Annotated in this window: 25 protein-coding genes and 1 pseudogene; 14 read left to right on the forward strand and 12 right to left on the reverse strand. The window is 70.5% G+C overall.

Going from position 1 to position 25,977, the window contains the following annotated elements; translation table 11 throughout:
- From BLT28_RS07165 to BLT28_RS07175, 3 genes are all read right to left on the reverse strand, one after another.
- Nucleotides 1–357 carry a DUF1048 domain-containing protein gene (locus BLT28_RS07165; protein ID WP_030433270.1) on the reverse strand — a complete coding sequence of 119 codons (357 nt, stop codon included), beginning with the start codon at nt 355–357 and terminating at the stop codon, nt 1–3.
- A complete protein-coding gene (locus BLT28_RS07170) occupies nt 354–680 on the reverse strand; it encodes a PadR family transcriptional regulator (protein WP_030433269.1) in 327 nt (108 codons plus the stop codon). Before BLT28_RS07170 ends, BLT28_RS07165 begins: the two co-directional genes overlap by 4 nt.
- 74 nt (nt 681–754) lie before the next feature.
- Nucleotides 755–1,633: an NAD(P)-dependent oxidoreductase gene (locus BLT28_RS07175; RefSeq protein ID WP_030433268.1), complete on the reverse strand. Its 879-nt coding sequence runs from the start codon at nt 1,631–1,633 to the stop codon at nt 755–757.
- Between the two features lie 106 nt (nt 1,634–1,739).
- On the opposite strand from BLT28_RS07175, the gene BLT28_RS07180 reads away from it, so the two are divergent.
- The 6 genes from BLT28_RS07180 (at nt 1,740) to BLT28_RS07205 (ending at nt 7,686) form a co-directional block, all read left to right on the forward strand.
- Nucleotides 1,740–2,075 carry a winged helix-turn-helix transcriptional regulator gene (locus BLT28_RS07180; protein WP_322788501.1) on the forward strand — a complete coding sequence of 112 codons (336 nt, stop codon included), beginning with the start codon at nt 1,740–1,742 and terminating at the stop codon, nt 2,073–2,075.
- Nucleotides 2,076–2,101: 26 nt separating this feature from the next.
- Complete coding sequence (locus BLT28_RS07185) at nt 2,102–2,338, forward strand: DUF2277 domain-containing protein (RefSeq protein ID WP_030433266.1); 237 nt, start codon at nt 2,102–2,104, stop codon at nt 2,336–2,338.
- A gap of 301 nt (nt 2,339–2,639) precedes the next feature.
- Nucleotides 2,640–4,991, forward strand: coding sequence for an SDR family oxidoreductase (locus BLT28_RS07190; protein WP_156051771.1), 2,352 nt, complete (start codon nt 2,640–2,642; stop codon nt 4,989–4,991).
- Nucleotides 4,988–6,484: a PfaD family polyunsaturated fatty acid/polyketide biosynthesis protein gene (locus tag BLT28_RS07195; protein ID WP_231950668.1), complete on the forward strand. Its 1,497-nt coding sequence runs from the start codon at nt 4,988–4,990 to the stop codon at nt 6,482–6,484. Before BLT28_RS07190 ends, BLT28_RS07195 begins: the two co-directional genes overlap by 4 nt.
- A gap of 40 nt (nt 6,485–6,524) precedes the next feature.
- Nucleotides 6,525–7,187, forward strand: a complete 663-nt coding sequence (locus BLT28_RS07200) for a hypothetical protein (protein WP_030433263.1) — start codon at nt 6,525–6,527, stop codon at nt 7,185–7,187.
- Nucleotides 7,180–7,686: an NADAR family protein gene (locus tag BLT28_RS07205; protein WP_052408139.1), complete on the forward strand. Its 507-nt coding sequence runs from the start codon at nt 7,180–7,182 to the stop codon at nt 7,684–7,686. The genes BLT28_RS07200 and BLT28_RS07205 overlap by 8 nt, the downstream gene beginning before the upstream one ends.
- Here BLT28_RS07205 and BLT28_RS07210 read toward each other — a convergent pair.
- On the reverse strand, nt 7,669–8,238 hold the full coding sequence (locus BLT28_RS07210; protein ID WP_030433261.1) for a TetR/AcrR family transcriptional regulator: 570 nt from the start codon (nt 8,236–8,238) through the stop codon (nt 7,669–7,671). The two genes, BLT28_RS07205 and BLT28_RS07210, sit on opposite strands and share 18 nt — an antisense overlap.
- Nucleotides 8,239–8,309: 71 nt before the next feature.
- Between BLT28_RS07210 and BLT28_RS07215 the strand changes: the two genes are divergently transcribed.
- Nucleotides 8,310–8,690: a DUF6463 family protein gene (locus BLT28_RS07215; protein WP_030433260.1), complete on the forward strand. Its 381-nt coding sequence runs from the start codon at nt 8,310–8,312 to the stop codon at nt 8,688–8,690.
- Here the strand turns inward: BLT28_RS07215 and BLT28_RS41270 are convergent.
- Both BLT28_RS41270 and BLT28_RS40835 read right to left on the reverse strand, forming a co-directional pair.
- Nucleotides 8,628–9,809, reverse strand: coding sequence for a M14 family metallopeptidase (locus BLT28_RS41270; RefSeq protein WP_052408138.1), 1,182 nt, complete (start codon nt 9,807–9,809; stop codon nt 8,628–8,630). The two genes, BLT28_RS07215 and BLT28_RS41270, sit on opposite strands and share 63 nt — an antisense overlap.
- A complete protein-coding gene (locus BLT28_RS40835; RefSeq protein WP_156051769.1) occupies nt 9,731–9,964 on the reverse strand; it encodes a hypothetical protein in 234 nt (77 codons plus the stop codon). Before BLT28_RS40835 ends, BLT28_RS41270 begins: the two co-directional genes overlap by 79 nt.
- A gap of 71 nt (nt 9,965–10,035) precedes the next feature.
- Here BLT28_RS40835 and BLT28_RS07225 point away from each other — a divergent pair, with 71 nt between their 5' ends.
- The 3 genes and pseudogenes from BLT28_RS07225 (at nt 10,036) to BLT28_RS41750 (ending at nt 10,806) form a co-directional block, all read left to right on the forward strand.
- A complete protein-coding gene (locus tag BLT28_RS07225; RefSeq protein WP_231950670.1) occupies nt 10,036–10,422 on the forward strand; it encodes a pyridoxamine 5'-phosphate oxidase family protein in 387 nt (128 codons plus the stop codon).
- A pseudogene (locus tag BLT28_RS42800) lies at nt 10,419–10,586 on the forward strand (hypothetical protein); the annotation flags it as partial. The gene BLT28_RS07225 and the pseudogene BLT28_RS42800, both read left to right, overlap by 4 nt.
- A 31-nt stretch (nt 10,587–10,617) precedes the next feature.
- Nucleotides 10,618–10,806, forward strand: a complete 189-nt coding sequence (locus BLT28_RS41750) for a RidA family protein (protein ID WP_231950672.1) — start codon at nt 10,618–10,620, stop codon at nt 10,804–10,806.
- Here BLT28_RS41750 and BLT28_RS07235 read toward each other — a convergent pair.
- Nucleotides 10,775–11,122 carry an MmcQ/YjbR family DNA-binding protein gene (locus BLT28_RS07235; protein WP_030433258.1) on the reverse strand — a complete coding sequence of 116 codons (348 nt, stop codon included), beginning with the start codon at nt 11,120–11,122 and terminating at the stop codon, nt 10,775–10,777. The two genes, BLT28_RS41750 and BLT28_RS07235, sit on opposite strands and share 32 nt — an antisense overlap.
- Before the next feature lie 94 nt (nt 11,123–11,216).
- On the opposite strand from BLT28_RS07235, the gene BLT28_RS07240 reads away from it, so the two are divergent.
- Nucleotides 11,217–12,350 (forward strand): MFS transporter, encoded by a 1,134-nt coding sequence (locus BLT28_RS07240; protein ID WP_030433257.1) that lies wholly within the window; start codon nt 11,217–11,219, stop codon nt 12,348–12,350.
- On the opposite strand, the gene BLT28_RS07245 is transcribed toward BLT28_RS07240, so the two are convergent.
- Nucleotides 12,337–13,464 carry an SGNH/GDSL hydrolase family protein gene (locus BLT28_RS07245; protein WP_030433256.1) on the reverse strand — a complete coding sequence of 376 codons (1,128 nt, stop codon included), beginning with the start codon at nt 13,462–13,464 and terminating at the stop codon, nt 12,337–12,339. The two genes, BLT28_RS07240 and BLT28_RS07245, sit on opposite strands and share 14 nt — an antisense overlap.
- Nucleotides 13,461–13,751 (reverse strand): hypothetical protein, encoded by a 291-nt coding sequence (locus BLT28_RS07250; RefSeq protein ID WP_043813993.1) that lies wholly within the window; start codon nt 13,749–13,751, stop codon nt 13,461–13,463. The genes BLT28_RS07245 and BLT28_RS07250 overlap by 4 nt, the downstream gene beginning before the upstream one ends.
- A 38-nt stretch (nt 13,752–13,789) precedes the next feature.
- Between BLT28_RS07250 and BLT28_RS07255 the strand changes: the two genes are divergently transcribed.
- Together BLT28_RS07255 and BLT28_RS07260 are read left to right on the forward strand one after the other, a co-directional pair.
- A complete protein-coding gene (locus BLT28_RS07255) occupies nt 13,790–14,395 on the forward strand; it encodes a GNAT family N-acetyltransferase (protein WP_231950674.1) in 606 nt (201 codons plus the stop codon).
- Nucleotides 14,396–14,743: 348 nt separating this feature from the next.
- Complete coding sequence (locus BLT28_RS07260; RefSeq protein ID WP_083383681.1) at nt 14,744–15,862, forward strand: HNH endonuclease signature motif containing protein; 1,119 nt, start codon at nt 14,744–14,746, stop codon at nt 15,860–15,862.
- Nucleotides 15,863–15,939: 77 nt separating this feature from the next.
- Here BLT28_RS07260 and BLT28_RS07265 read toward each other — a convergent pair whose 3' ends face one another.
- A complete protein-coding gene (locus BLT28_RS07265; protein ID WP_162184901.1) occupies nt 15,940–17,337 on the reverse strand; it encodes a S28 family serine protease in 1,398 nt (465 codons plus the stop codon).
- Between the two features lie 112 nt (nt 17,338–17,449).
- Entirely contained in the window at nt 17,450–17,614 is a 165-nt protein-coding gene (locus BLT28_RS39920; RefSeq protein ID WP_156051421.1) for a hypothetical protein, read from the reverse strand.
- A gap of 90 nt (nt 17,615–17,704) precedes the next feature.
- Here BLT28_RS39920 and BLT28_RS07270 point away from each other — a divergent pair, with 90 nt between their 5' ends.
- Nucleotides 17,705–24,244 (forward strand): LamG-like jellyroll fold domain-containing protein, encoded by a 6,540-nt coding sequence (locus BLT28_RS07270; RefSeq protein WP_030432072.1) that lies wholly within the window; start codon nt 17,705–17,707, stop codon nt 24,242–24,244.
- A 587-nt stretch (nt 24,245–24,831) separates the two neighbouring features.
- Here BLT28_RS07270 and BLT28_RS07275 read toward each other — a convergent pair.
- A complete protein-coding gene (locus BLT28_RS07275; RefSeq protein WP_030432071.1) occupies nt 24,832–25,884 on the reverse strand; it encodes a DUF2332 domain-containing protein in 1,053 nt (350 codons plus the stop codon).
- Nucleotides 25,885–25,977 lie beyond the last annotated feature (93 nt).

Consider the following 25,977-nt stretch of genomic DNA (forward strand, 5'->3'; position numbering starts at 1 on the left):
TCAGCCTCCCAGCCTGCCCAGTTTCCTCGCGACGTTCCTGTTCAGCTGCTCGCGCCACCGGTCGCGGTAGCTGCGGCCCTTCTCCTCGCCCGCCAGGGCCGCGCAGAAGCCCTCGACGTCATCGCCCAGCACCTCCTCGACGCCCTGCCCGTCGGCCGCGGTCTCCTCGAGCAGCACCAGAGCGTTGTCGAGGAGCGGCAGCAGGTTCCGGCCGCTGAAGTTCGAGTAGAGCGAGAGATGACCCTTGATCTGCTCCCACGCCGCCCGGTGGTCGGCGGGCAACGCCGCCGCCCGGGCTTCGAGCGCCTTCCACTCCCTGGTCAGATCGCTGCCGGTGATGGTCTCCCAGAAGTTCATCTCCCGCCCTCCTTGAGCCTCTCGATCCGCGACGTGACGTACTCCCACTTCGCCCAGAACTTCGCCAGCTCCGCGCGCCCCGCGTCGTTGAGCGCGTAGAACTTGCGCGGCGGACCCTGGCCGGAGGGGCGTTTCGTCATCTCGACGAGCCCGTTCCTCTCCAGTCGGAGCAGGATGGTGTACACGGTCCCCTCGACGACGTCGGCGAACCCGAGTTCGTTCAGCCGGCGCGTGATGGCGTACCCGTAGGTCTCCTCACCGCGGATGATCTCCAGCACGCAGCCTTCGAGCGTGCCCTTCAGCATCTCCGTCAGGTCGTCCATCGCCGATCCTCTTCGGTCCTGGTACTCAGTGTTGCTGAGTACCACTACAAAGTATCACGGAGTACCTGGGTGCGTCAGCGGCGGCTGAGGAGGAGGTCGATCACGCCGGTGGTGTCCTCGTCGCCATGCCCGTCGTCCACCCGCTGCCGCATCAGCCGCATGAAGGGCTCCAGCAGTTCCGGGCTGACGCCCTGCTCGTGCGCGGTGCGCAGCATGGTCGCGTTGCCCTCCACCATCATCGCCAGGTTGGACGTGACGCCGGTGGTGTAGTCGCCGCTCGCCAGGTGCTCGGCGATGCCGTGCGCGTAGCCGGACATGGCGGTGATCCAGCCGGACACCAACCCGGCGAACTCGCGCGGGTCGATGTTCTCCTTGCGCACCAAGGCGAATGCGTGCGAGACCCCGGCGAACATGCCCGTCATCGCGCTGAGCAGCGCCACGTCGTACAGCGCCGCGAACCCTGGGTCCTCGCCGACGAACTTCGTCCCGGCACCGACGGCGAGCGCGTCGCGGTGGGCCTCGAACGCGGCGGCGGAACCGCTGTAGAAGACGTAGGCGCCCGAGTCCGGCACGCCGATCATCGGCGGGACGGCCATGATCCCGCCGTCGACGTAGCGCGCGCCGCGGGCGGTGGCACACGCCGCGAGTTCGCGGCCACTGCCGGGAGTGCCGGTGGTGAGGTTGATCAGGTCCTTCCCGGTCAGGTCCACGCCGTCCAGAGTGGAACGGACCGAGGCGTCGTCGAGCAGGCAGGCCACGACGAGATCGTTCGCGGCGACGGCGTCCGCGGCGGTGTCGGCGACCTGCGCGCCGAGCGTGCGGAGCGGTTCGGCGCGGGAGGCGGTGCGGTTCCAGACGGTGATGTCGTAGTCGGCGGCGAGCCAGGCGGTGGCGAGCGCGGAGCCCATCGCGCCCAGGCCGAGCAGGGTGAGCTTGGCGGAAGTGTCGGTCATGCCGGTTAGGCTCGCCGCCGTCCGGTGAGCCCGACAAGTACGCACTCCGAAGTGCGTGCTTTCCGCGGGGTGAGCGTGCAGGTAGAGCGAATGCGAGGTGGTGGCGGTGCCGAGGCCGGGGGCCCACCAGTGCGGGACCGAGGCGACGATGGACCTGATCGGCGGGAGGTGGAAGGTGTCGCTGCTGTGGGTGCTGGCGCAGCGGCCCGCCCGCTTCGGCGAGCTGCGCCGAGCCCTGTCGGGCATCACCGAGAAGGTGCTCGCGGCGCACCTGCGCGAGATGGAGGGCGCGGGTCTGGTCCACCGCGAGTCCTACGACGAGGTGCCGCCGCGCGTCGAGTACTCGTTGACGCCGTTGGGGAAGTCGCTCAACACCGCCCTGGAACCCTTGGGGGTGTGGGGGAACAAGCACCTGCTGCGCGCTCCGGCGGTCGCCGGGTAGGTGGGGGCTGTGCTACATCTGCGCCCATGTGCAGAAGCATCAAGACCCTTCGCCCGCCGTTCGCCGAGGACGTCACCGAGATCGACATCCAGGCCGCAGCGCTGCAGTACGTCCGCAAGATCTCCGGCTTCCGGAAGCCCGCCGCGCACAACGCGGAGGCCTTCGACCGCGCGGTGGCCGCCGTCGCCGAGGCCACGGCCGAGCTGCTTGCCTCGATCGAGGTGCGCGGCGCGGCCAAGGGTGCCCCCGGGAACGCGGACTAGAGACTCACCCGGACGGCGGTACCGCGGCGTTTTCGCACGTCCGGGCGGCTGTGCGGGGCCGGGGGACAGGGCCGGACGGGCTGTCGCGCCCAGGGAATCGCCTGTCCACGATCGAGTGAATGCGGTCGGGGCAATGTGCACATTTCGTGGTGACGGTTGCGCGTGAGTTCCCCTGCCGAGTGAACCCGGGGCGGCAATCGCGTTTCCCGTTGAGTGGATCTTCAAACCCGGTGGTGAGGTGTGTGACCATCCCACGGCCCGAATTCGCCCGCCAACGACCTCCGTGAGGAGTCCCCCCACCGTGACTGTCGCTGTGACCGGCGCGACCGGCTTCCTGGGCCTGCGCCTCGTTCGCGAGCTGCTGGAGCGGCATCCGAGCCTGCTCGTGCTGGCGCGTTCCGGATCACCGGACGCCATCGAGCGTATCGGACGTTTCCTGGAGCGCTCGGGCACCCCGCGCACAGTGATCAGCACCCTGCCGGACCGCATCCGGGTGGTCGAGGTCGAGCTGACCGAGCCCCGGCTCGGGCTCTCCGACGCCGACTACGACGCCCTCGCCGGTGAGCTCGACGTGCTGTGGCACTGCGCGGGCAGCGTGGAGGTGGAGGCGGGCATCGAGAAGCTGCGGCTGGCCAACCTCACCACGACGCGCAACGTGCTCGACCTGCTCGACGCCGCGCCGCGCAAGCCGTTGCTGCACTACGTCAGCAGCGCCTTCGTCGCGGGATCGCGACGCGAGGGCGTGATCGCCGAGGACGCCCTCGACGACCTGCCCGGCTTCGAGAACGCCTACGAGCGGTCCAAGCACGAGGCCGAGACCGCCGTCCGCGCGTGGGCCGACGAGCGCTTCCGCCCGGTGGTCGTGCACCGCCCGAGCCTGCTGACCACCGACGAACCCGCCCCGGGCGACCTGTGGTCCCACCCGCTGCTGGACCTGGTGCGCGCGGGCAAGGCCCGGCAGCGCCGGATGCGGCTGGGCTGGCTGCGGCTGCCGAGGTGGCTGCGGCCGACCGTGCGGCTGGTCGGCCACGAGGACGCGCGGCTGAACTTCATCCCGGTCGCCGCCGCGGCCGCGGCGATGGCCAGGATCGCCGACTCGGTCGCGGAGAACGGGCCCTCCGGTGTGGTGCAGACCTACCACGTCGTGCACGGCAGCGACGTCCCGGTGCAGGCCGTGGTGTCGGTGCTGGAGAAGAGCTTCCCCTTGCGCGTCAAGCTCGTCGCGCAGCCGCCGCACCGGATGCGGGCCATCGAGCGGATCACCCAGGTCTCCAGCCTCGAGCCCTACCTGAGCCACCGCCGCACCTTCGACGACGCGCGCGCCAGGTCGGTCCTCGGCCCGCACGGCGCGGAGACCCCGATCGACCTCGACTACCTGCTGGCCAGCGTCCGGACGGTGGGCCTGGGACCGCGCAGGCTCGGCCCGCTGGACCGGGTGTACCTCGACTACGACGCCGGTCACCCCAACAGCGCGGAGCTGGGCGGGTTCCTCCGGTTCTCCGGCCGACCGCCCACTGTGGACGAACTGCGCGAGTACGTGGCGGCGCGGCTGCCCCGGGTGCCCGACCTCTCCCTGGCGCTCGGTTCCGGGCGGGACTGGGAGCGGCGCGAGGAGCTGGACCTCGCCTACCACGTGCGGGAGATCGCCACGGTCGGCGAGACCGGCGACGTCGGACTGCGCGCGGTGGTGGAGGACGTGCTCAAACAGCGGCTGGCCCGCACCGAACCGCTGTGGCAGCTCTGGCTGATCCACGGTTACCGGGACGGCGAGTACGCGGTGCTGTTCAAGCCGCACCACGCCCTGCTCGACGGGGCGTCGGCCGAGGAGGCGCTGTACCGGCTGCTCGACGGCGAGGCCGCCGAGTCCGAGGCGCCGAAGCCGTGGTCGGGCAGGCCGAGGGTGCTGCGGTCGGTGTGGAGCGGGATCACGCGGTACCTGCGCGGGTTCCGGCCGGTGTCGGCCCGGCCGTTCTCCGCGCGGGGCCTCACCGGCGAGCGCCGGGTGTGGTGGACCACCGTCTCCTCGGAGCGGCTGTACCGGGCGGCCCGGCTGCACCGCGTGACGGTCAACGAGATCTACCTGGCCGCGTTGAGCGGGATGCTGCGCGAGTGGCCGGGCATGCCCTGGCGGACCGTGCCGGAGCAGATGTGGGCGCTGGTGCCGATGACCGTCGGCAGCAGCCCCTGCCCGGACGAGCTGGGCAACCACGCGGTGCCGCTGCGGGTGGAGCTGCCCTGCGACGAGCCGGACCCGCTGAAGCGGCTGGCCAGGGTCCGAGCCTCCAGCGTGGAGCAGAAGAACGTGATCGGCACGACCAGGGGCATGCGCGCGCTGCCCACCTGGATGGTCCGGCTGACCTGCGCGCTGACCTTCTCGCGCTGGCACGTGGACCTGATGGCGGGCAACAGCAGGTGGACCCGGCGGGTGGACCTGATGGGCGCGGAGGCGGTCGGCATGGTCCCGATCGGCATGCTGCACCGCGACCGGCCGATCGGGGTGTTCCTCGGTACCCACGGGGACACCGCGAGCCTGTGCGTGGTCACCGACTCGGCGCTGCCCGCGTCCGACGGGCTCGACCACCTGTGGGCCGCGGCGCTGGACGAGCTGGCGCCCCGGGTGCGGGCGACAACACCGGTGTGGGCGGCGGCGTGAGCGTTCTGGCGTTCTCCGCGGAAGGCGTCGCCGAGTGCGCTCGCCGGATCCGCGAGCCCGTTCACCTGATCTCCGGCGTGCTCTCCGGCGACGACGACATCGGCCTGACCGTCGGTGAGGTCAAACCGGGCAACGTCGTCGTCGGAACCCTGCCGCCGCTGTACCCGGAGTGGCTGGGCGACCGGTCGTTCTGCACCGCGCACGGCACGCGCTACCCCTACGCCGCGGGGGAGATGGGTCACGGCGTCGCCACCACCTCGATGGTGATCGCGCTGGCGCGGGCGGAGCTGCTGGGCTTCTTCGGCTCCGCGGGCCTTCCACTGTCCACAGTGGAGCGCGCCGTCGCCGGGCTGGCTGCCTCGGTCGGCGGCAGGCCGAACTGGGGCGTCAACCTGGCGGCCGACCCGGCGACCGAGAACGCCGTCGTGGACCTGCTGCTGGCCCACGGCGTGCCGTGCGTGTCGGTCTCCGGGTTCCGCGAGCTCACCCCCGCGGTGGTGCGCTGCTCCGCGGTGGGCCTCATCCGCGACCCCGAGGGACGGATCCAGCGCCGCACCAACATCTTCGCCAAGGTCAACAGCCCGGAGCTGGCAGAGCGCTTCCTGTCCCCGGCCCCGCAGCGCATGCTGCGCGATCTCATCCACAGTGGACAGATCACCGCCGAGGAGGCCGAGCTGGCCGCGCTCGTCCCGGTCGCCGAGGACATCACCGCCTCCTCCGGCAGCGCGCGCCCGCTGATGTCGTTGCTCCCGGCGATCCTGGCGCTGCGCGACGAGCTGGCCGCGCGCTTCGGCTACACCCGCCCGGTGCGGGTCGGCGCGGCCGGGGGACTGGGCACCCCTCAGTCGGTCGCCGCGGCCTTCACCCTCGGCGCGGACTACGTGGTGACCGGATCGGTGAACCAGGCGGCCGTGGAGTCCGGGTTGTCCGCGGCAGGGAAGCGGCTGTTGTCGGCCGCGGACCTCGCCGACACCTGCCTGGCGCCGCGGTCGGACGGGTTCGAGCGCGGGGAACAGGCGCAGGTGCTGTGCAAGGGCACCCGGTTCGCCGAGCGCGCGAGCCGGCTGCACCAGCTCTACCGCGATCACCAGTCCCTGGAGGAGATCCCGCCCGCCGAGCTTGCCGTGCTGGAGCGGGACATCCTCAGACGCCCGGTCTCCGAGGTGCTGGCCGAGCTGCCCGCCGCGGGGGACGCGCGGCAGCGGATGGCGCAGGTGTTCCGGTGGTACCTCGACAGGTCCGTCCTGTGGGCGGTGCACGGCGATCCGGCGCGCGCCGCGGACTACCAGCTGCGGTGCGGCCCCGCGATGGGCGCGTTCAACCGCTGGACGGCGGGCACCTTCCTGGCCGACCAGGAGAACCGCTCGGTCGTGCAGATCGCGCTGAACCTGCTCGAAGGCGCGGCGGTCGTCACGCGCGCACAGCAACTGCGCGGTTACGGGGTGCCCGTGCCGACGTCGTCGTTCGCCTTCCCGCCGCGTGAGCTGCCGTAATCCAGGTTCGCCCCGGACGTTTCGCCGATAGCCTTGCGCGGTGCTGACGTCCCTCACGGCCGTGTTCGCCCTGGCGCCGGTCGGGTGCTGGCTGCTGCTGGCCAGGACCGAGCGCCAGCGGTGGCGCGTCGCGCTGGGGCTCGCGGTGCTCGCCGGGCTGAGCTTCCCCGTGCTGGCCGGGATCGCCTTCGCGGGGATCGACCGCGTCGTGTGGCTCGGCTACGTGCCGCTGACGGCGCTGGTGATCCTCTTCGCGCGTCGGGCGGAGGGCTGGGTGGCGCCCCGATCCCGGCGCGCGCTGGCCGGGCGGATCGCGCTCGGCCTGTTCCTGGGGCCCGTGTGGCTGCTGGTCGTGGTGGGCTGGTGGATCGCGGAGACCGAGCCCGCGCCGCCGTCGGTCGCCGAGGTGCTGCCGTTGCCCGCCGGGGTGGCGGTCGTGGACGCCCGCAGGACCGGGTGCGGGTCGAGCTACTGCGGCCGCACCGTCGTGGTCGTCGGACCGGCCGGTGAGTCCACAGTGGACACGATGCGCCGGATCCGGGAGCACCTGTTGGGCACCAAGGGCTTTCACGACGCGGGCCCGAACTCGGTGAGCAAGCAGCACCGCCTCGGTTTCGGTGGTCGCGATCTGAGCGTGGACATGTCGGAGCAGGACGGACGAATCCTGCTGCAGGTCGGGGACGGGACGAACGCCCGTGGCTGAGTACCTCTTCTTCTGGGGGCATCGGCCCGAGCGCGACGGCAGTGTGGGCAAGGGCTGCCTGAGCCAGTGGTGGCCCGCGTCGTTCGAGGTGGACGGGCTGATCTTCGCCACCGCCGAGCACTACATGATGTGGCGCAAGGCGATGCTCTTCGGCGACGAGTCGATCGCGGAGCAGGTGTTGCGCGCGGGACACCCCAAGATCGCCAAGGACCTCGGGCGCGGCGTCGCGGGCTTCGACTCGGCGGTGTGGGAGCGCGAGCGCTACGAGATCGTGGTGGCGGGCAACGCGGCGAAGTTCGGCGCGCATCCGGATCTGCGCCGATTCCTGCTGGGCACGGGCGATCGCGTGCTGGTGGAGGCGAGTCCGCTCGACGCTGTGTGGGGAATCGGCCTGGCCGCCGACCACCCCGACGCGGCGAACCCCGATCTGTGGCCGGGGCTCAACCTGCTCGGCAAGTCGCTGATGGACGTGCGGGCCGCGCTACGTCAAGCCGGCTGAGCGCAGCAGCCCGCCGAGCGCGGTGTAGGTGCGTTCGAGGTCGACCGCGTCCGGGGCGATGCGCCACTGCTGGTGCACGCCCATGACCACGCCGAGCACGACCGTGCTCAGCTCCTCCGCGCCGATCCCGTCCGGCAGGTCGGCTCGCCCGACCCACGAGCGCACCCGGCCCCGCAGCGCCTCGTGCAGGTCGGCGTACCACTTGTGCAGCTTCGAGCCCGGTTCGATCGCCTCGGCGATCAGGGTGACGAAGAGCTTGGTCGACGGGCTGCGGGTGAACGCGACGAGTGCGTCCATGGCCTGGCCGAGCGAGCCGGGGTCGTCCGCGCGCAACTCCCCGACGGCGTGCTCGACCACCGCCGCGAGCAGGCCCTCCTTGTTGCCGAAGTGCCAGGGGATCGAGCCGCGGCTCACCCCGGACCGCGTCGCGATGTCCTCGAACGTGGTCCGGCGGTAGCCCCGTTCGGCGAACAGCCCGGTCGCCGCGGTGACCAGCAGTCTGCGGCTCTCCTGCGTCGTCTCCGCCCGCCGTGTTGCCCGGGAAGTCGTCACACCGGCGAGTCTAGCCGTTCTCTGCTGTGCAACACTGCCTGTGTTGACCAACATAGAAGTGGGGGTGCGCGATGACCTCTCGGCTGCTCCGCTGGGCGAGCGCCATCATGATCTTCATCGGTGCCGGGCACCTGGTGCTGTCGTTCCTCCTCTCCGGGGAGCACGTGGGCCGGTGGATCTCCCATGGGCTGTGGGCGGCCGTGCCCCTCCTGGGCGGCTCGCCGGAGAACGCGGCCGCGTTCTGGGGCGGTCTGGGGAGCTTTTCCGTGCCGCAGATCCTGCTGGGCTGCCTCATCTGGTACCTCGCCGGACGCGGCGTGACCGTGCCCGCCGGTATCGGCTGGGGCTTTGCCGCGTGGTGTGTCGTGGGCGGGCTCCTCCTCGTGCCGTCACCGTTCTTCGTGGGAGTCATCCCGGGCGCGCTGATCGTGCTCGCGGCGCGCCGCGGCTAGGGTGCAGCCGACCTGCGTGGCGACGAGCCTGCGGATCTCGATGCGGTCGCCGGGGAGTTCGCGCGTGGCTTGCTCGCACCACGCGGTGAAGCGGGTTTCGGCCTCCGCGAGGGCTGAGCGGATGCCGTTGCGCGTGTTGCCCGTGTCGAGCTCGGCGTGCAGCACGCGCAGCAGCGTGCCGGTGAGGCGGACGCGGAACATGTGCGGCAGCACGTCGAAGGAGCACACCTCGGCCACGGTGGCCGGACGCGGCGGGCCGTCGGCCATGCGCGACCACGCTTCGACCATCGAGTCCACATAGGACAAACTGTCCACGAGGGACCGTCGGAACGGTGTGTCCAGCACCAGGTCCGGTTCGGCAGCGGCCAACGTGGCGCGCAGGAACCGGCCGGTGTCGTCGACCAGTCGCGCGGTTGTCCTCGTGAGGTCGGGGAAAGTCGTGTCCGAGGGGCTGGTGTCGGCTGCCCTCGGGTCCTCCCAGTACGGCACCTCGGTGACGATCGTCGTGGTGCCGTGGCGCGCGGCGTAATCCCCGCTGCTCGCACCGAACTTGCCGTCGCCGCCCAGCTCGGCGATCGTCGGCATCCGGATCACGCCCGGGCCGAGCACGCTGCTGCCGGGGACCTCCCAGACGGCGTTGTGCAGCGGCAGGCCGAACCAGCCGGGAACCTCGCCGAGCGCTGCGGTCAGCGCGGGGTCGTCCTTGGTGACGTAGGTGAACACGCCACCGTACTCGCCGTTGTGCAGGGAGCTGATCAGCGCCGGCCGCACGTCGTCGATCACCCGGGCCAGCGCGGCGGTCTCGGGCAGCGTCCGGTCGAAGTAGCCGGGCTCGACGAGGTTCGGGAAGGTCCACTCGACCTGCTCGTCGACGGCCGGGCGGTAGAAGTGCCTGCCGAAGACCTCCCAACCGCCGGGCCTGGTGTGCCAGCCCTCGTTGAGCCGCGCGCCGTCCGGATCGACGCACGGGATGAGGTGCCAGCGCAGGCCGGACCGCAGCTGCTCGTCGGAGCAGAGCAGTCGGCCCAGCTCGCGCACGGTCAGGGCGCCGACCGGCTCGTTGGGGTGCGGCCCGCCGAAGACGAGCGCGGAGCGCGGGCCGTCGCCGATGACGGCCATGACCAGCGGCTCGCCCTGCCGTGAGGTGCCGACGCGGCGGACTCGACCAGGTCCGGGTGGGCGGCGGCGAGATCGACCAGGTCGGCGCGCATCTCGTCGACGGTGGGGAAGCGGTGCAGTTCGGGGATGCGCTCCAGTGCTGCCCTGAGGTCCATGCGCGCTCCGATTCCGTAGAGGCTCTATTCAATAGAGACTCTACGGAAACTTGTGCGGCAGGATGAGGGGTGTGGACACGACTCTTGGCGACCGCCTGGAACGCGAGCGCAACGCGTGGCTGTGCACCGTGCGCCCGGATGGCTCCCCGCACGTGACCCCGGTGTGGTTCGTCTACCGGGAGAACACGTGGTGGATCGGCAGCAGTGAGCGCAACCGCAAGGTGCGCAACATGATCAACGACCCGCGCGTCTCGCTCGCCTTGGAGGACGGGATGGCGCCGGTGGTCGCCGAAGGGCTGGCGACCGTGCACGAGGGCGACTTCCCCGAGGACGTCGTCGCGGCCTTCGCGGCGAAGTACGACGGGTGGGACGTCACCGAGACCTGGGCGGGCGAGGGCGCCCGAGTGCTCGTCGAGGTCCGGATGACGAAGTGGTTGCTCAGCGGCGTCGCGCAGTGACGCGCAGGACCGCCGGCTCCGGATCGCCCCTCGAACCTCAGATCGGCTTCTCCCGGGCTGCGCGGGTCGGACAGCACCTCGCTGTCGCGGGTACCGCGCCCATCTCCGACGACGGCGCGACCACCGCACCCGGGGACGTGTTCGCGCAGACGGTGCGCTGCCTCGACATCGCCGAACGGGCGCTGCGCGAGGTGGGTGCCTCGATCGAGGACGTGGCCCGGACTCAGCCGGTGGGAGGAGGCGGCCCGCGCGCACGGCGAGCGGTTCACCGCCATCCGTCCGGCGTGCACCTTCGTCGAGGTCTCGCGGTTCATCGACCCGGCATGGTTCGTCGAGATCGAGATCGACGGGATCACACCACGGGGAACGGAAGGGACTCGATGAGCTCTTCCGGGGCGGACAGCCGCCACGCCTCGTAGACCAGCTCCGTCAGCTCGTCGAGTTCGATCCCGGCCAGGTACACCACGACCCAGCCGAACCCGCCCGCGGTGAACTGCTCCTCGAAGACCTCGGGGCGCTCGGAGACCAGCGCGAGCTGCTCGGTCAGGGTCTGCTTCAGGCCCACCGTCTGGGTCCGCGGCCAGTAGTAGCCGAACCGCTTGCCGCGCACGCTGAACGAGGTGTAGTCGCTGCCCTGCGTGCGCTTGACGTCGCCGAGCGCGTCGATGATCCGGTGGAACTCGTCAGCTTGCACAGTCACCGCGCCATTATGAGCGCCCGCACCGACAGCCGGACCTTGTTCGCTGGGCGCGAGATCCATCGCTCGGGGCGCGCTGACACCAGATGATCAGTGCGTGTGGACCGGTAACCGCTATCCCGTCTTCGTCGCGTCCCGTTTGGTCTCGCAGACCGGCGACATGGCGGCGCTCACCGCGCTCACGGTGCACGTCCACGAGAGCACCGGGTCCCCGGTCGCCGTGGGGACGTTGTTCCTGGTCCGCGTGCTGCCGCGAATCCTCGGCCTGGTCGCGGGGGCGATCGGCGACCGGGTGGAGCTGCGCGGGCTGCTGATGGCATGCGACGCCGCGTGCGGGGTGGTGTTCCTGGTGATCGCGCTGGTGAACCCCGGCTATCCACTGCTGCTGGCGTTGGTGTTCGTGGCCGAGTCCGCGGCGACGATCACGCTGCCCGCCGCGCGCACCATGGTCGGCCGGACCGTGCCGAAGGAGCACCTGCCCGCCGCGAACGGGATGTTGCTCGCCGCCACGGCGATCGGGTTCGCGAGCGGCTCGGCCCTGGGCGCGCTGCTCGCGGGGGCGGGGGACTACCGGTGGGCCCTGGTGATCAACGCGGCGTCCTTCGGGGGCTCGATCCTGTTGCTGGTGCTGCTCCCTCGGGCCGTTCCCGAGCCGAGGTCCGGGCGGTCCTTCTTCGCCGAGGCGACGGCGGGCCTCGCGGTGCTGCGGCGCGACTCCGGCGTCCGTCCCGTGGTGATCGGCCTGGTGGGTGTCGCCTTCGCGGCGGCGCTGGACCGGCCCGCGTTGATCGTGCTGGTGCGGACGGACCTGGGCGCGTCGGCCCTGTGGTACGGGCTGGCGCTCGGCGCGATCTCGCTCGGCGTGCTGGTGGCGTCGTTGTCCTACCGGGGTTTCGAGGGGAGGGTGCCGGCGTTGTTCGGCGTGGGGATCGTCGCGCAGACGGCCGGGCACCTGACGATGGGGCTCGCGCCGGTGGTCGGTCTCGTGGTGCTCGGCGCGCTGGTGGCGGGCCTCGGCAACGGGCTGGAATCGGTGTGCGGCAACACCCTGCTGCAGCGCGACGCGCCGAAGGAGTCGCTGGGCGTCGTGCTCGGCGTGGTGCTCAGCGGGTCGTTCCTGGCCGACGCGGCGGGCTCGGCGCTGGGCGGCACGCTGGTGGAGTGGATCTCCGCGCCGGGCACGTTCGTCCTCTCCGCCGCCGTGATGCTGGCCTGCGTCAGAGCGCGCTGAGCGCCAGCTTCGCGAACCGCTCGCCCATGCGCAGGTGCGTCGCCGCGTCCGGGTGGAGCTGGTCGGGCAACGGCAGCTCACCGAAGTCGGCCTCGCCGTACAGTTCGCGGCCGTCGAGGTAGCGCAGCGCCGGGTCGTCGGCCGCGCGGTCGGTGGTGATGCGCGCCAGCTCCTCGCGGATGACGGTGAGCGTGAGCTTGCCGCGTTCGGACGGATCGCCGGTGGCGCGGAACTGGAGCTTGCCGGTGCTCATGTCCGGTGCGCCGGGGCCGGGGGTGTGCTCGTGGATCGGGCAGTAGATCGGCGAGACGACCAGCAGCGGTGTGTCCGGGTGGCCGTCGCGGATCGTGTCGAGGAAACCGTGCACGGCGGGGCCGAAAGCGCGCAGCCGCATCAGGTCCGCGTTGACGAGGTTGATGCCGATCTTGACGCTGATCAGGTCGGCCGGGGTGTCGCGCAGGGTGCGCGCGGTGAACGGGTCGAGCAGCGCGCCGCCGCCGAAGCCCAGGTTGACCAGCTCCACCCCGCCGAGGGAAGCGGCGACCGCGGGCCACGTCGTGGTGGGGCTCGCGGCGTCGGAGCCGTGACTGATCGAGCTGCCGTGGTGCAGCCACACGCGGCGACCGCGGTCCGGCGAGCGCTCGGCCGGCGCGTCGGTGCGCAGGGCGACCAGCTCGGTGATCTCCTTGTGCGGCAACCAGATCTCGATGTCCTTGACGACGGGGGCGAGCCCCTCGAAGCGAACCGTGCTCACCGGGCCCGACTGCGTCTCGACGGCTCCGGTGGTCATGTCCAGGATCATGACCTTGCCGCCGGGCGCGCTGGCCCGTGCCGTCAGACGGCCGTCCACGAGCAGGTCGTACACCCCGGCCGGGCGCGGTGGGACTCCCCGGTAAGTCGTTCTCGTGGGGAGGACGTCCAGCTCCACGACGGTCGCCCGGCTGCGGAAGACCAGCCGCACGCCGGAGGGTTGTGCCTCGACCATCGCCAGCTGCGGGTCGTCGCACTGCCCGCGGGCCCAGGCGGGCAAGCGGTGGGGCAGGACGCCGTGCTCGGTGCGCTCCAGGTCCAGCGCGCCTCGCAGGATGTCCGCGGTGATGGGTGTGGTGATCATGTCGCCACCACGATCTGGACCTGGTCCTCGGAGAGGACCGCGCCGGGAGCGGCCGACCGGCGCTCGTCCCACGCGACGCGGGGGTGCGCGGACCTGTCGAAGAGCGTGGGGTCCGTCTTTCCCGGGTCCGGGTAGGCCGCGTCGAACCAGTCGTTGCTCGGCCGCCACCACGCCCGGTCCTCCGGCGAGAGGGTGGCCTCCCGCACCAGGCCGTTGGCCAGTCCGAAGATGCCGACGTGGAAACCCCGGGCGTTCGGGGTGGGCGACTCGTAGCGGAGGAACGTCACATCCGCATCCTCGCACGCCGTGCGGCATGATTTTCCGCGTGAGCGTTGATCGGGCGGTGCGGGAGTGGGTTCACGGCTGGGCGCTGACCCGGGGCACGCCCGCTCCGGTCGAGGAGCCGGACGGCTATCGCGTCGACGTCGGGCTGCCCGGGCACCGGGTCCGTTACGTGCTTCCCGATGTGTCCACTGTGGATGAACGTTGTGCCGCGCTGACCGCTCCCGGGACCTGGCTGAAGATCTGCGGCTCGCCCGCTGTTCCTCCACAGTGGACTGTGGGCGGACCGGAGTACTTGATGGGCAAGGATCTGTTCTCGCCGCAACGCGTTTCCGCGCTGCCGGGTTATCGCGTTTCCCGGAGTTCCGACGGTGTGGTGGTCCGAGCCGCGGATGGCTCCCTTGCTGCTGCCGGGCGCTTCGCGGTGTGGGGTGAGGCGTCCGTCGTGGACCAGGTGGTCACCGAGCCCGCGCATCGGCGCAAGGGGCTGGGGAGTGTCGTGATGAGTGAACTCGATGCGCTCGCGGTCGAACTCGGTGCTGTGCGGGCGGTTCTGGTCGCCACGGAAGACGGTCTCGCGTTGTATCGGCGCCTCGGGTGGGCGGTGCTCAGTCCTGTGACCGCGGCGCACCTGCCTGGGCGGTTGTGAGCGTCGTGGTGCCGCGCGCGGTGGGCTCTCCTGCTTGGGGTGGTCGCGGCGTGGGTTGGCTGGTTCCGGCGTGGGGTCGGCTGGTTGCAGCGGGCGTGGCTGGTTCCAGCGTGGGGTCGGCTTGACCTGGGGCCCCTTGCGCGTGCCGAGGGCCTGCCGGGCGGGCACGGTCAGGAACCGGCCCTCGCCGACGAGCGTATGGCACGCGCGCCCCAGGTAAAGCCGACCGTCCCAGCCTTACCTCGCGCCAGCTGGAACTGGCTTTCGTTTGCCGGAACCGTTGGTGTGTAAGGGAAAGTTCACTCCGTAGAGTCATGATCCACTATTTGCAGACGCTAAAATAAGGGTATGGCCCCTGCCGATATCGAAGACGACGTCGTGGCCGCCTACGCCGCTATCGGTAAGGCTGTCGCGGGCTTCGCCTTAACCCTGATGAAGCTCTATGAGGACCTCGATCCGCAAGTGCAGCAGTATGCCGGGGATGTCCTGATGCCGCTGCTGCGTGTTTCCCAGGTCAAGGGCAACAAGCTGATCGATCGGGCGATGTCGCTGGTGGAGCATCCGGTGGTGTTGGAGGCGTTGTCGGAGGGGCGGATTGATGAGGGCAAGGCGTTGATGATCATCGATCAGGTCAGTGTCCTCGACGTCGCCAACCAGGCGATCGCCGAACCCGTGTTGATTGCGCATGCGGCCACGCATAACTACACGGCGAGCCAACGCTATGCCCGGCGTTTCATCCTCAGGCTCGATGCCGAGGCGGCGTTGCGGCGTTATGAGGAGAAGCGCAAGCAGCGGTTGGTGGAGAAGTTCAACCTTGACGATGGCATGTGCTCCTTGCGCGTCGTGCTGCCCGCGCTCGACGCGGCCCTGGCCTTCGATCGGATCGACCGCATCGCGCGGGCACTACCGAAAGATGACCGAACGCTGGACCAGAAACGATCTGACGTTGCGGCAGACCTGTTGATGGGCAAGGAAACACCCGCCCCGCAGGGTGAGGTGTGCGTGAACCTGACCATGCCGATCACCAACATCCTCGGCTTGACCACAGACCCGGTGATGCTGGCCGGATACGGGCCGCTGCCCGCGCAGGTCGTGGCCGATGTGGCGGCGAATGGGATTTGGAAGCGCATCCTGACCGACCCGGTGACGGGGATGGCTGAGCACATCACCACCTACCGGCCCACCCCAGCCCAACGGGAACTCATCAACGCGCGTTACCCGACGTGCACGATGGTCGGCTGCAACCAGCCCGCGCACCGCTGCGACCTGGACCACTGCTGTCCCTTTGACGGGACCAACACCACGGTCGCGAATCTGCGGCCGAAGTGCCGCCACCACCACCGGATGAAGACCCACTCCCGTTGGTCCTGTGAGAACCGGCCGGATGGGACGCATGTGTGGACGACGCCGAGTGGCAAGGTGATCGAGACGGAACTCGAACCCATTGCCGACCCGGCGCCGTTTTAGGGCCGTCCTGCCGTTCGTGATCGGCCGCTGTCAGGCCGGACAGGGCACTTCAGGCTGCGACGGCTACAGGCCACGCGTTAGAACGGAAGCGGTGTGCGGACCACATCCAGGGCGCGAGGATCGACGGCAGGGTAGTCGTTGGCCTGCCCGACCTCGGCTCCTGCCCAGCGGCGCACGACGGCGGTCGCCGCGATGCGGTCGTCGCCGTTGAGGAGGGAGATGCGCGCACCGTGGTTCGAACCGGGCGCGGTGTAGCTGTGGGAGTCGTGCGGGCTCGGCGTGAACCGCTCCGCGCTCCAGGGGTCGTTCTGCCCGTAGATGAACATGATCCGTTGCGAGTCCGTGCGCACCCAGTGGTTCACGTCCAGCATCGGGGTCGGCCGGTGCGGCCGGTGCAGCTCCTTCGGCACGTTGGAGTACACGCTCGGCGAGTCCGGGTACTTGAGGTAGCCGCGGAGGTGCGCGAACTGCGGCTGCGGCCAGCCGAGTTCGGTCATGGCCTGGAAGTAGTACGGCACCATCTGGCCGAGGTTCTGGTCGGCGAAGGAGCCGAAGTTCACGGTGGCCTGGATGTAGTCGTAGATCTGCGCGGTGGCGCTGGTGGTCGCAGGTACCTTCGCGCAGTGGGCCTGGCCGAAGTACTGCCAGAACGCCCAGCCGAGCATCATCGCCGACTTCTCGAACACCCGGTCCGCGCTGCCGACGATCTTGTCGAAGGTCCACCCGTCCTTCGCGGCCTGCTCGGTGAGCAGGGCCAGGAGTTCCGGGCGGCGCTTGAACGCCTCGACCTGCAGGTCGGCGAGCGCGCTCCGGCAGGCGGGGTCGCCGACCGTGGCGAAGAACCGGTCGTAGGCGCTGTCCTCGTCGTTGACGTGGTCGTTGGGGGCCACGTAGGCGACGACGCCGTCGACGTCGCGCGGGTAGAACCGGTTGTGGTAGACGGAAGCCATCCCGCCCTTGCTGGCGCCGGTGGCCAGCCACCTTCGCGGGTAGAGCGGCTTGAGGGCGCTCACCAGCCGGTGGTGGTCGGAGGCCGCCTGCCAGACGGTGAGGTGGCTCCAGTCGCTGGGCTCCGGCCGGGACGGCGGGAAGAACCGGTGCTCCGTCGAGATCTGGTTGCCGTCGACCAGTTGGGTCAGCTCGCCCCGGAACGAGGTGGGGTAGAGGTTGTAGCCGGTCGTGTGCAGGACCATGGGCCGGTCGACTGCCTTGTGCACCAACTGGAAGCGCTGCTGGAAGGTGGCTCCGCCCGGCTGCCGGTGATCCACGGGCTGGGTGTAGCTGAGCACGAAGTACCGGTGCTCGGGAGTCGGCGGCGGGCCTTCCGAGAGCACAGTCAGACCCGGGATCCGCTTGAGCTCGTCGAGGATGTCCTTCCGGGGCTCGGCGCCCGCTGCGCCTGCCGGGCCGAGCAGGCACGCGGCGATCACCGTCGCCGCACTCGCGGCGACGGTTTTTCGTAACCTGGTGAACAACTGGTTCTCCTCCGTGGTCCAGACGTCGCCCTCGATCCGCGACGACCACGAGAGTGTGATCGGGAACGTCGTTGTTGTCGCAGGGTTTCACTGTCCTCTGACGCCGGGCTGGTCAGGTCTTCGCGGGGGCTCTGCTGCGGTGGTGCACAGCGTCATCGCGGTAGCCGGGGAGGTGGTTCCGGGACTCCTGCTCAAGCGCGATGCCCATCGCCGAGATCACCCCGGCGGCGCGGGCACGGCGATCGGTGATCACGCGCACCGGGTGGGCGAGAGCCACCTCTGAAGATCCTTCGGGTGATTCCTGAGCCGGGCCGCGGCGGGCGGGTTAGCTTCGAACGGACTGCCCCGGTGCCCCCAGGAGGTTCCCGTGACTGCGTCGGAGTGGGTGTGGCCGTCGACGGACTGCAACGGGATCGCGCTCGTCGATCCGGTCGCGGTGGGGGTCGAGGGCACGACCGTGGTGTTCGCGCGCCAGGCCGGGACCCCCGTGGACACGCTCTACTACAACGTCCGTGAGCCCGGGGCGGAGCCGCTGAGCCCGGCGGAATGGGCGGGGTGGAACCGGCTGGAGCTGGCCCCGGAGCCGCCCGTGGCGGGGGACGCCGACCGCGAGCCGCTGCTGCGGCTGGCCGGGATGGACCTGATCACCGTCGATCCCGTCGCGACCACACCGGCCCCGGCCGACGCGCCGTTCCGCGTCGTCAGTGACGGCAGGAACATCTGCTGCTTCCGGCTCTCCCAGCTGGGCAGCCTCTACCTGGACCGGTTCGTCCTCGTGCAGAACCCGCAGCGGCGGGCGAGCGGTGATCGTGACGGCGCGATCCCGAGCAGTTGGTCGCTGCGCAGGCTCGGCGAGGTGCGCTACCGGCGCAGCCAACGCCGGGACGTGCCCGCGGGACCGGCGGACAGCCTGGGTGCGACGAACATGGCCGGAGCGCCCTTCCTGGAACCGACCATCGAGCTGTCCCTGCTGCTGGGCAGCGACGTCACCCGGTTCGACGTCGCGCTCGGGTGGACCGGCGAGATGGACGTGCAGCGCTGGCACATCGTCACGACGACGGCCGACCACCAGCTGAACTACCTGTCCTGCAAGCAGGGCGAGTTCGACCCGATGGACCTCGACGCGTCGTCGGTGCGCGAGTTCGGCCTGAGCCTGGCCGCGCGGATCGGCGGCGCCCGGGTTCCGCTGGGGGCCTCGGCCGGACCGGCGGTGGCCCTGTACGCGGAACAGGAGAGCGCTGCCGTGGGTGGCACCTCCACGAACATGCGTCGCGGGACGCGGCTGGCCATCACCGTCCCGGTCGTCCGGCAGGACAACGACCAGGCCGCGGGGCTCGCCGTCCTGGACTTCACGGTGTTCCCGGACGGGACCGTCCCGCAGCCGCTGACCACGCCGGAATGCGTGGTGGTCGACGAAACCCCGAGTGCTTCCGGGTATCCGGTGCCCGACGCCGCGGTGCACGCGATCGACGCGGGCACGGTGAACGCGGTGCTGCTCAGCCGACCACGACCGGCTGCTGCGCCGGCACTGCTGGACAGCGCGGACGGACTGCTGCACTGCTACTTCGCCGAGACGGACGACGAGTTCGCGGTCGCCCAGTTCGACCCGACGATGGTCAGGGCCAGGCTCGCGCTGCCGTGGTCCGCCGAGGCGACCACCGGAACGTTCCCCCTCGTCGCCCGGCGCAGCGGCAGCACCTTCAACGACGTGACCGTCCAGATCTCCGAATGCGGCACCGGAACGGCACCTGACCTGTGTGCCGTGCGGATCGTGTACGGACCGGACTCCGGACTCCCGGAGGAGTACTGGGACGGTGTGCCCCGCGCGCTCTCGCGCATGATCCCGATCCTCAACGGCGGCTACTCCGAGGACCCGTCGGACGCGGAAGTCCAATCAGGACAACGCCAGTTCTACGACGAGAAGGGCAGGCGCGCGGCGGCACGCCTGCCCCTGACCTCCGTGCCCGGTGGGCCCCAGGTACGCGACGCGTACCTGGAACTGTTGTCGCACAGAGAAAACGTGTCCATCCAGGCTGTCGACCTCGCAGTCCCGCAGGAGGGGTCGGCGACGCTGACCATCCACTACTCCCTGCCCGGCAACGGAGTCGCCAGGCAAACCTGGGCGGGGCTGCCCACGGACACCGAGCATCTGGTCGCGGTGCTCAGCGGCGCTGCCGCACCTGCGCGCTACTCGTACACACCGGACCCGAACGACACCCCGCTGTACGCGATCGAGGCGGGCAGCGGCATCCTGCTGTTCGACCACGGTCCGCGCGAGCTGACGTTGACGGTGTCGGCGGCCACCAACCAGGACCCGGCCTACTGCGACATCAGCCTGACGGTGGGCGGGCAGCCGCAGCCGCCGCGGACGAACGTCCCCCGCGCGCCCGCGGCGTTCGCCGAAGCGGTCGGGGCCTGGTTCCTGGCCGTGTCCGTCGATCCGACCGCCGGGCCGGTGCCCGACCAGACCGTGAGCGCTCCACTGGATCTGCGCTCCGGCTCGCTGCTGTTCGACCTCCTGCTCCCGGTGCCGACCGCGCGGCTCGCCCCGGCGGCGACAACGGTGACCGCGGCGAAGTGGCAACGCCGGACAGTCGGTGTGCTTCCGCCCGGCGTCACCCTCGATCGCGGCATGCTCGCGCTCACCGCGGTGCCGCCCGCGGTGCCACCGGGCCAGGACCCGACCGTCGATCTCCGGACCAGTTCGGTGATCACCAAGGGGGACAACGGGAAATGGCTCACCGCGGCCAAGCCCGACGCACTGGGCCTCGACGGGGCTTCGGCGGTGTCGGTACCCGAGCCCGGCGCGTCGGTGATCCCGGTGCGGGACTGGACCATGGAGTCCTGGCTGCGTCCGGGTGGAGCGGAACCGGCCGCCGTGCTCGCCTACTGGGCGGGTCACCCGCCGGCTTACGGCGACCTGTGGTCGACCTACTACCTCGGCACCTCGGGTCTGCCGACACTGCGCTTCGACCCTTACCGGACGACGCACGGCCAGTCTCGCAACTCCTACCTGGCGCTGCCGTCGAACGCGATCTTCGACCTGACCAGGCCGGGGTTCACCTGGGAGGCGTGGATCCGGCCCGACGAGCGCCCCTGCCCGGCGGACTCCAGGGCCGGCCTCGTCCAGGTTCACGACACCAAGGACGAGGACTCCGTTCCGCTGGGCCAGATCTGCCTCACCGCCGAACGGGGCCTGACGTTCGGCTTCAGGGACGACTCCGGCAAGAAGAACGTGGAGCAGATGCTGGAGCCCAGCCCTCCGCTGCCCGCGAACACCTGGACGCACGTCGCGGTGACCGCGCAACGGCAGCCGGACAAGGACTGGCGCCTGGTGATCTACGTCAACGCGCAGGAGGTGCGGGCCGCCGACATCGTGCTGCGCGCGGCGTCCCACAACACCCCGCCCGCCGTGGTGTTCGGCTCACGGGACGACTGGTCCGCGAGTCTCTTCGGCGCTGTCACCGAGATGCGGTTCTGGACCTTCGCCCGCCCGGCAGCTGACCTGCGCCAGAGCATGGAGACCGCGCTGACCGGTACCGAGCCCGGACTGGCGGGATACTGGACGTTCAGCGCCCGGAACGCTGCGAACGGCACCGTGTTCGGCAACCAGGCGACCGCGACGGGCTCGGCGCTGGACGCGGTGCTGAAGCTGAACCCCGCCCAGCCGGTGAGCTTCTCCGCCCAGGACCCCTTCATCGGCGTCATCGCCACTGTGGGCTTCGCGCCCCCAGTGCACGCCAGGGCGTTCCTCAAGGCCAACGAGTGGAACCACGTCTGCGTCGCGTACCGAGCGGTCGGGGCGCTTCGGCTGAATCCCAGCCACCCCTTGACCGTCGCGGCCGACTACGGCAGCTGCAAGGAGCCGAACGGGTTCGACTTCAACGACGAGTTCACCGTCGAGGCGTGGGTGATGCGCACCGACGACAGTCCGCTGGACCAAACCGTTCTGGCGCAGTGGTCCCAGGCACGTGGCGGGCAGTCCTTCCGGTTCGGGTTCACCCCCGCGGGCGCGCTGAGCTGCGAAGTCAACCTGGTCAGCCAGGAGAACGGCGACCGCGTCGCGATCAGGGTGAACGACGATGCGACCGTCCCGTGCGCCACGCCGACGCACGTGGCCGCGACGCTGTCCACGGCCACAGTGGCGAAGGACGCGTCGACCCACTGCACCCTCGTGCTCTACGTCAACGGAAAGCAGGGCCGGAGCGCGACCACGGTCGTCAAGGAGAAAGCCGGGGTGCGGTCCGTCGGCTCCAGGAGCCCGGTGACCGTGGGAGTCGCAGTGCCACCGTCACCCACGGCAGCGCTCGAGGCGCAGGCTCCCTTCCACGGCGTGGTCACCGGTGTCCGGTTCTCGTCCGTGGCGCTCGGTCCGGCCGAGGTGTCGGCCGCGATGTCCCAGCGGCGAGGCGCGGACGCCGACTCCGCCGTTGTCGCGGCCTGGTGGTTCGACGAGACCGGCGGAACGATCGCCGCCGACTCGGTCGGGGACAACGACCTGGTGCTCACCACCACCGATCTCTGGGCGTCGTTCCCCTCGCTGGGCACGTTCGAGTTCTACCGCGACGGACAACCGATCGGCACGGTCCTCCCGGTCACCGACGGGCTACCGTCGATCCCGAAGCAGTTCACCATCGGCGCCGTCGAGCAGGGCGGCGAGTTCGTCAACGGCTTCAGCGGATCGCTGGCGGAACTGCGGCTGTGGCGCTCAGCCCGAAGCCGCGCCCAGGTCGTCGACGGCCTGTACCGGCGTGTCGCAGCGGGCGATCCGGACCTCGCCGCCTACTGGTCCTTCGACGCCACAACGGAGGACCTCACCGGACGCGGCTCCGACGGCGTCCTGGAGAAGGCCGCTCGTTTCGTGCCCTCCGCGGCGCCGGTGGCGAACGAGGGACCGCAGGTGCGCAACGTCTACGACGGCCCCACGACGCGGTTCCACAGCGGTCTCACCGGGCGGCCCGCCGTCCTGGAGTACCCGGAGACGGCGACCCGCTGGGACGGCAGGCCCGTCGGCGTGATGCGCAGGGCCTACCTCTTCACCGCGCCTGAGCTGGTGCTGGCGACCGGGTTCGGGATCGGCGAGCTGGCACTGGTGTACCTGGGGCAGGTGCAGACGAACCCGACGCTCATCGGCTTCATCGAGGGCGCGCCGCCGGTGCCCAGCGAGAACCTGTCCCGGCCGCTGTACAACAGCCCGCTCGGCTACAACTCCTACCAGGACACCGCGACCGTGACCCTGCGGTCCACCGAGACGACCTCGTTCAGCTTCACCTCGTCCGACTACCGGACCACGCTGACGATGAAGATCGACGGCAAGGCCGGTCTCTCCGGCGGGCTCAAGCTGACGGCCGAGTACGAGGTCCCGATCCTGAACAAGGGGATCAACGTCGAGGTGGCCAACGTGAAGCTGAAGATCGGCGGCCAGCACAAGTCCGACCTGGAGCAGGCGCAGCAGACCAACGAGACCTTCTCGTCGGGGTGGACCAGGACGACGACCGACGCGGTGGGTCTGCGCGGCCGGTGGGAACCGCCGTCGACCCCGGGCTCGCCGTACCTCAACCCCGTCGTCGGCAGGCGGTACCAGCCGCTGAACGTCGGTTACGCCCTCGTCGAGTCGCTGACCGCGGACCTGTACGCGCTCCGGCTGGACTCGACCGGCGCCATGGTGGGCAAGGTGGTGCTGCCCGACCTCGACATCCCGCCGGACCGCAACATCATCACCTTCCGGATGCGCCCGACCTACGTCAAGAACGGCACCCTGGACGGGCGGGTCGGGCTGGTCAACGATCCCGACTACCCGCAGGCGGACGTGACGCACGGCAGCTACTTCCAGCCCGCCGAGGCCTATCGCCTCGCCGCCCGCATCGACCGGGCCGACCAGTTGGCGCGAGCCCGCTTCCGGCGCTTCGACGCCGAGTCGCGGGGCGATGCGCTCCCCGGCGGCCGGCACTCCCCGGAGTCACCGGACCTCGACGAGGTCGGCGACGAGCAGTTCTACGACTTCGCCCGGCAGGTGCCCGCCAGGGGGATCGCCAACCGCTACGTCTGGACCGCGACCGGGGGACTGCACACCGAGACCGAACAGTTCTCGGCCACCCACGACCGCTCGTTCACCGGCTTCTACGACTACACCTGGCTTCTCGGGCCCACCTTCAACCTGGAAGGCGAAGGCGGGCCCTGGTGGAAGGTGGGCGGGTACGCCTCGCTGGACGCGTTGTTCGGCGGCCACATCAAGATCCAGCTCGGCAAGGAGGAGAAGCAGAGCCAGGGGATGTCGCTCGACGTCACCTGCCCCGGCGAGCCGATGTTGCAGGCCTACGACGACAGCACGGGCTTCTACACCACCGACCCGTGCCCCGGGAAGGTCGACGCCTACCGGTTCATGGCCTTCTACCTCCCCCCGTCCGCCGAGGGGGGAGCGGCGTTCCGCCAGGTCGTGGACCCGGCGTGGCTGGACACCAGCAGTGATCCCAACGCCGTCGCCCTGCGCAACGTCCGGTTCACCGGCAACGGCGTCTGGCGGGTGCTCTACCGGGTCACCTACGTCAGCCGGGTGCCACCGAGGTTCGACACCAACCCCGACCAGACCGCGAAACCGGTTCCGGAGCAGGCGATCCTGCTCGCGGACAACCCACTGCTGATCAGCCTGGTGGAACAGGCCATCGCACCGGGCGAGCCGACACCGGCCACCATCGGCGCCGCGGTCGCGGCGGTCCTGGTCCCGGCAACGGTGGACAAGCCGTACGCGTTGGGGGCGAAGGTCCAGTGGTGGCAGCACTTCGTCGACTCCACCCGTGGCCCCGACCCCGACCGGGCGGCGGCCCGGATGCTCGACCGGATCGTCCAGGACGCGATCACGTACTTCCAGGCGGGCTACGCCTCCGGCGTGCTACCCCGCACGACATGACGGGGACGAGCGGCCGGACCCCCTGATCGCCGCGAGCTGAAGGTGTTCTGGTTCAACAACTCCTACTCGCCCGCGATGCTCCACAGAGGACAAAGCTCGGTCGCGATCCCCGCCACCGAGGACGGTGGTCACCGGCGGAACCACTTGGACTCGACGCAGGTGTTCGGAGCCCAGTCCGCTACGCAGATCCGGTACTGGTCCTTCCTGAAGTAGAGGGCCTGGGAGTCGTAGAACTCCCGGTCGCCGAGCCATGCCTGTGCACCCGGGCGCAAAAGCCTCCGGACTGTCTACAATGGACTAATTGGAGGATGGCGCGACGAGCCCGGTTCCGATGCAAGCTGACCGGTCGTCGGTGCCGTGGATCTCGTCTCACCCCACGGCGACCTTGTGGTTGACGTTGCAGGCAGGGGAGTAGATGTTCCCGGCGGCGTCGAGCGCGACCCTTTCCGGGAATGCATCTCGGCAAGCAAAGCGGGTCCGCCGCCGGTGCCGGCGAATGTCGAGATTCGGTCGACCGGCGCGATGACCAGAGTGGCGGCCGGCACAGCGCGCCTCGTGCAGCCCCGGTGGGCAGCCCGAAAGCAGGGCTACGCGAGCCAAGACAGCATGCGGCCCTGGGACCAGCTGCGCCCAACACCCTCGGCGTGCAGGGCCGAGTGCTCGAACACGGCGACACCGAGGACGCTGTGCCCCGAGGCGCGGCGGTCGCCGAAGGTCGGTATCGCGGGTGCGACGCCGACCCCCTCCGCCGACACCCACGCCACCGGGCGGTCCGTAGCCGCTTCGTCGAGGTGGTACAGGAAACGGAGGCGGTTCTCCAACGACAAGCCCGACAGAGCCCACGTCGTGGTGACGACCGGAAGAACACCTTCGGGCACGCGGGAAAGGGCATCGGGCAGTACTTCGACGGCTTCGCCCCGCAGCAGCAGCGGGGGAGTGGTCGCCGCCAGCGCCATCTCCGCGTCGAGCCGTTGCTGCTGGTCGGATTGATCAGGCCACAGACAGGCTCGCAGCCACCGGGCGTCCTCCGCGTCGGTCACGTCGACGGGATCGGGGTCGATGCCGATCCGTGCGACGACCTCGGGCATCGCCCGCGTCGGGATGGGCCGGTCCCCGACGACCGAGCACACCATCCGCACGGGAGACTCCGCGTCCCCCAGCTCCTGTCCGTTGGTGTAGGTGATGCCGACGCGGTCGACGTTGAGGTTGAGCCCGGCGGAGCAGCCCACGTCGATCAGCCCGATCGCGCTCGCGCCGACCCGGCGCGCGGCCTCGGCGATGGCCGGGTACAGCACTGCGCAGCGCCCGGTCTCGTTGGTGCGCAGCCGCCTCTGCACGACGATGGCGACGACCGCGTCGGTCTTGCGCAGCAGCGTGTCGATCGCTGCGTCCGCTGCCGCGTCGCCGTCCGCCTCGGCATAGGCGGCGGCGAGCGCCGGTGCCGCTCCGGCAAGGGCGAGGTCGTGCAGCGCGGCGAGGACCAGCGCGGGATTCCGCTTGCGCGCCGGGGCGTTCTCGATCGCGCGCAGCGCTTCGCCGGACTCGCTCAGGGCGATCGCGACGCGTTCGTAGAGCGTCGAGCTCCCCGCGGCGTCGACCTCTCCGAAGCGCCGGTACACCTGAGCGAGCGTGCGAGCCATTCCGCCGACAGTAGCCAGGTTCGTGCTGCGAGGAAAACGAGTGGATGACCTCGAGGCGAAGCCTTAGCCTGTCCCGCGTGATGCAGCAGTTCT

It is taken from the genome of Allokutzneria albata (assembly GCF_900103775.1).
In the GTDB taxonomy this organism is placed as follows: domain Bacteria; phylum Actinomycetota; class Actinomycetes; order Mycobacteriales; family Pseudonocardiaceae; genus Allokutzneria; species Allokutzneria albata.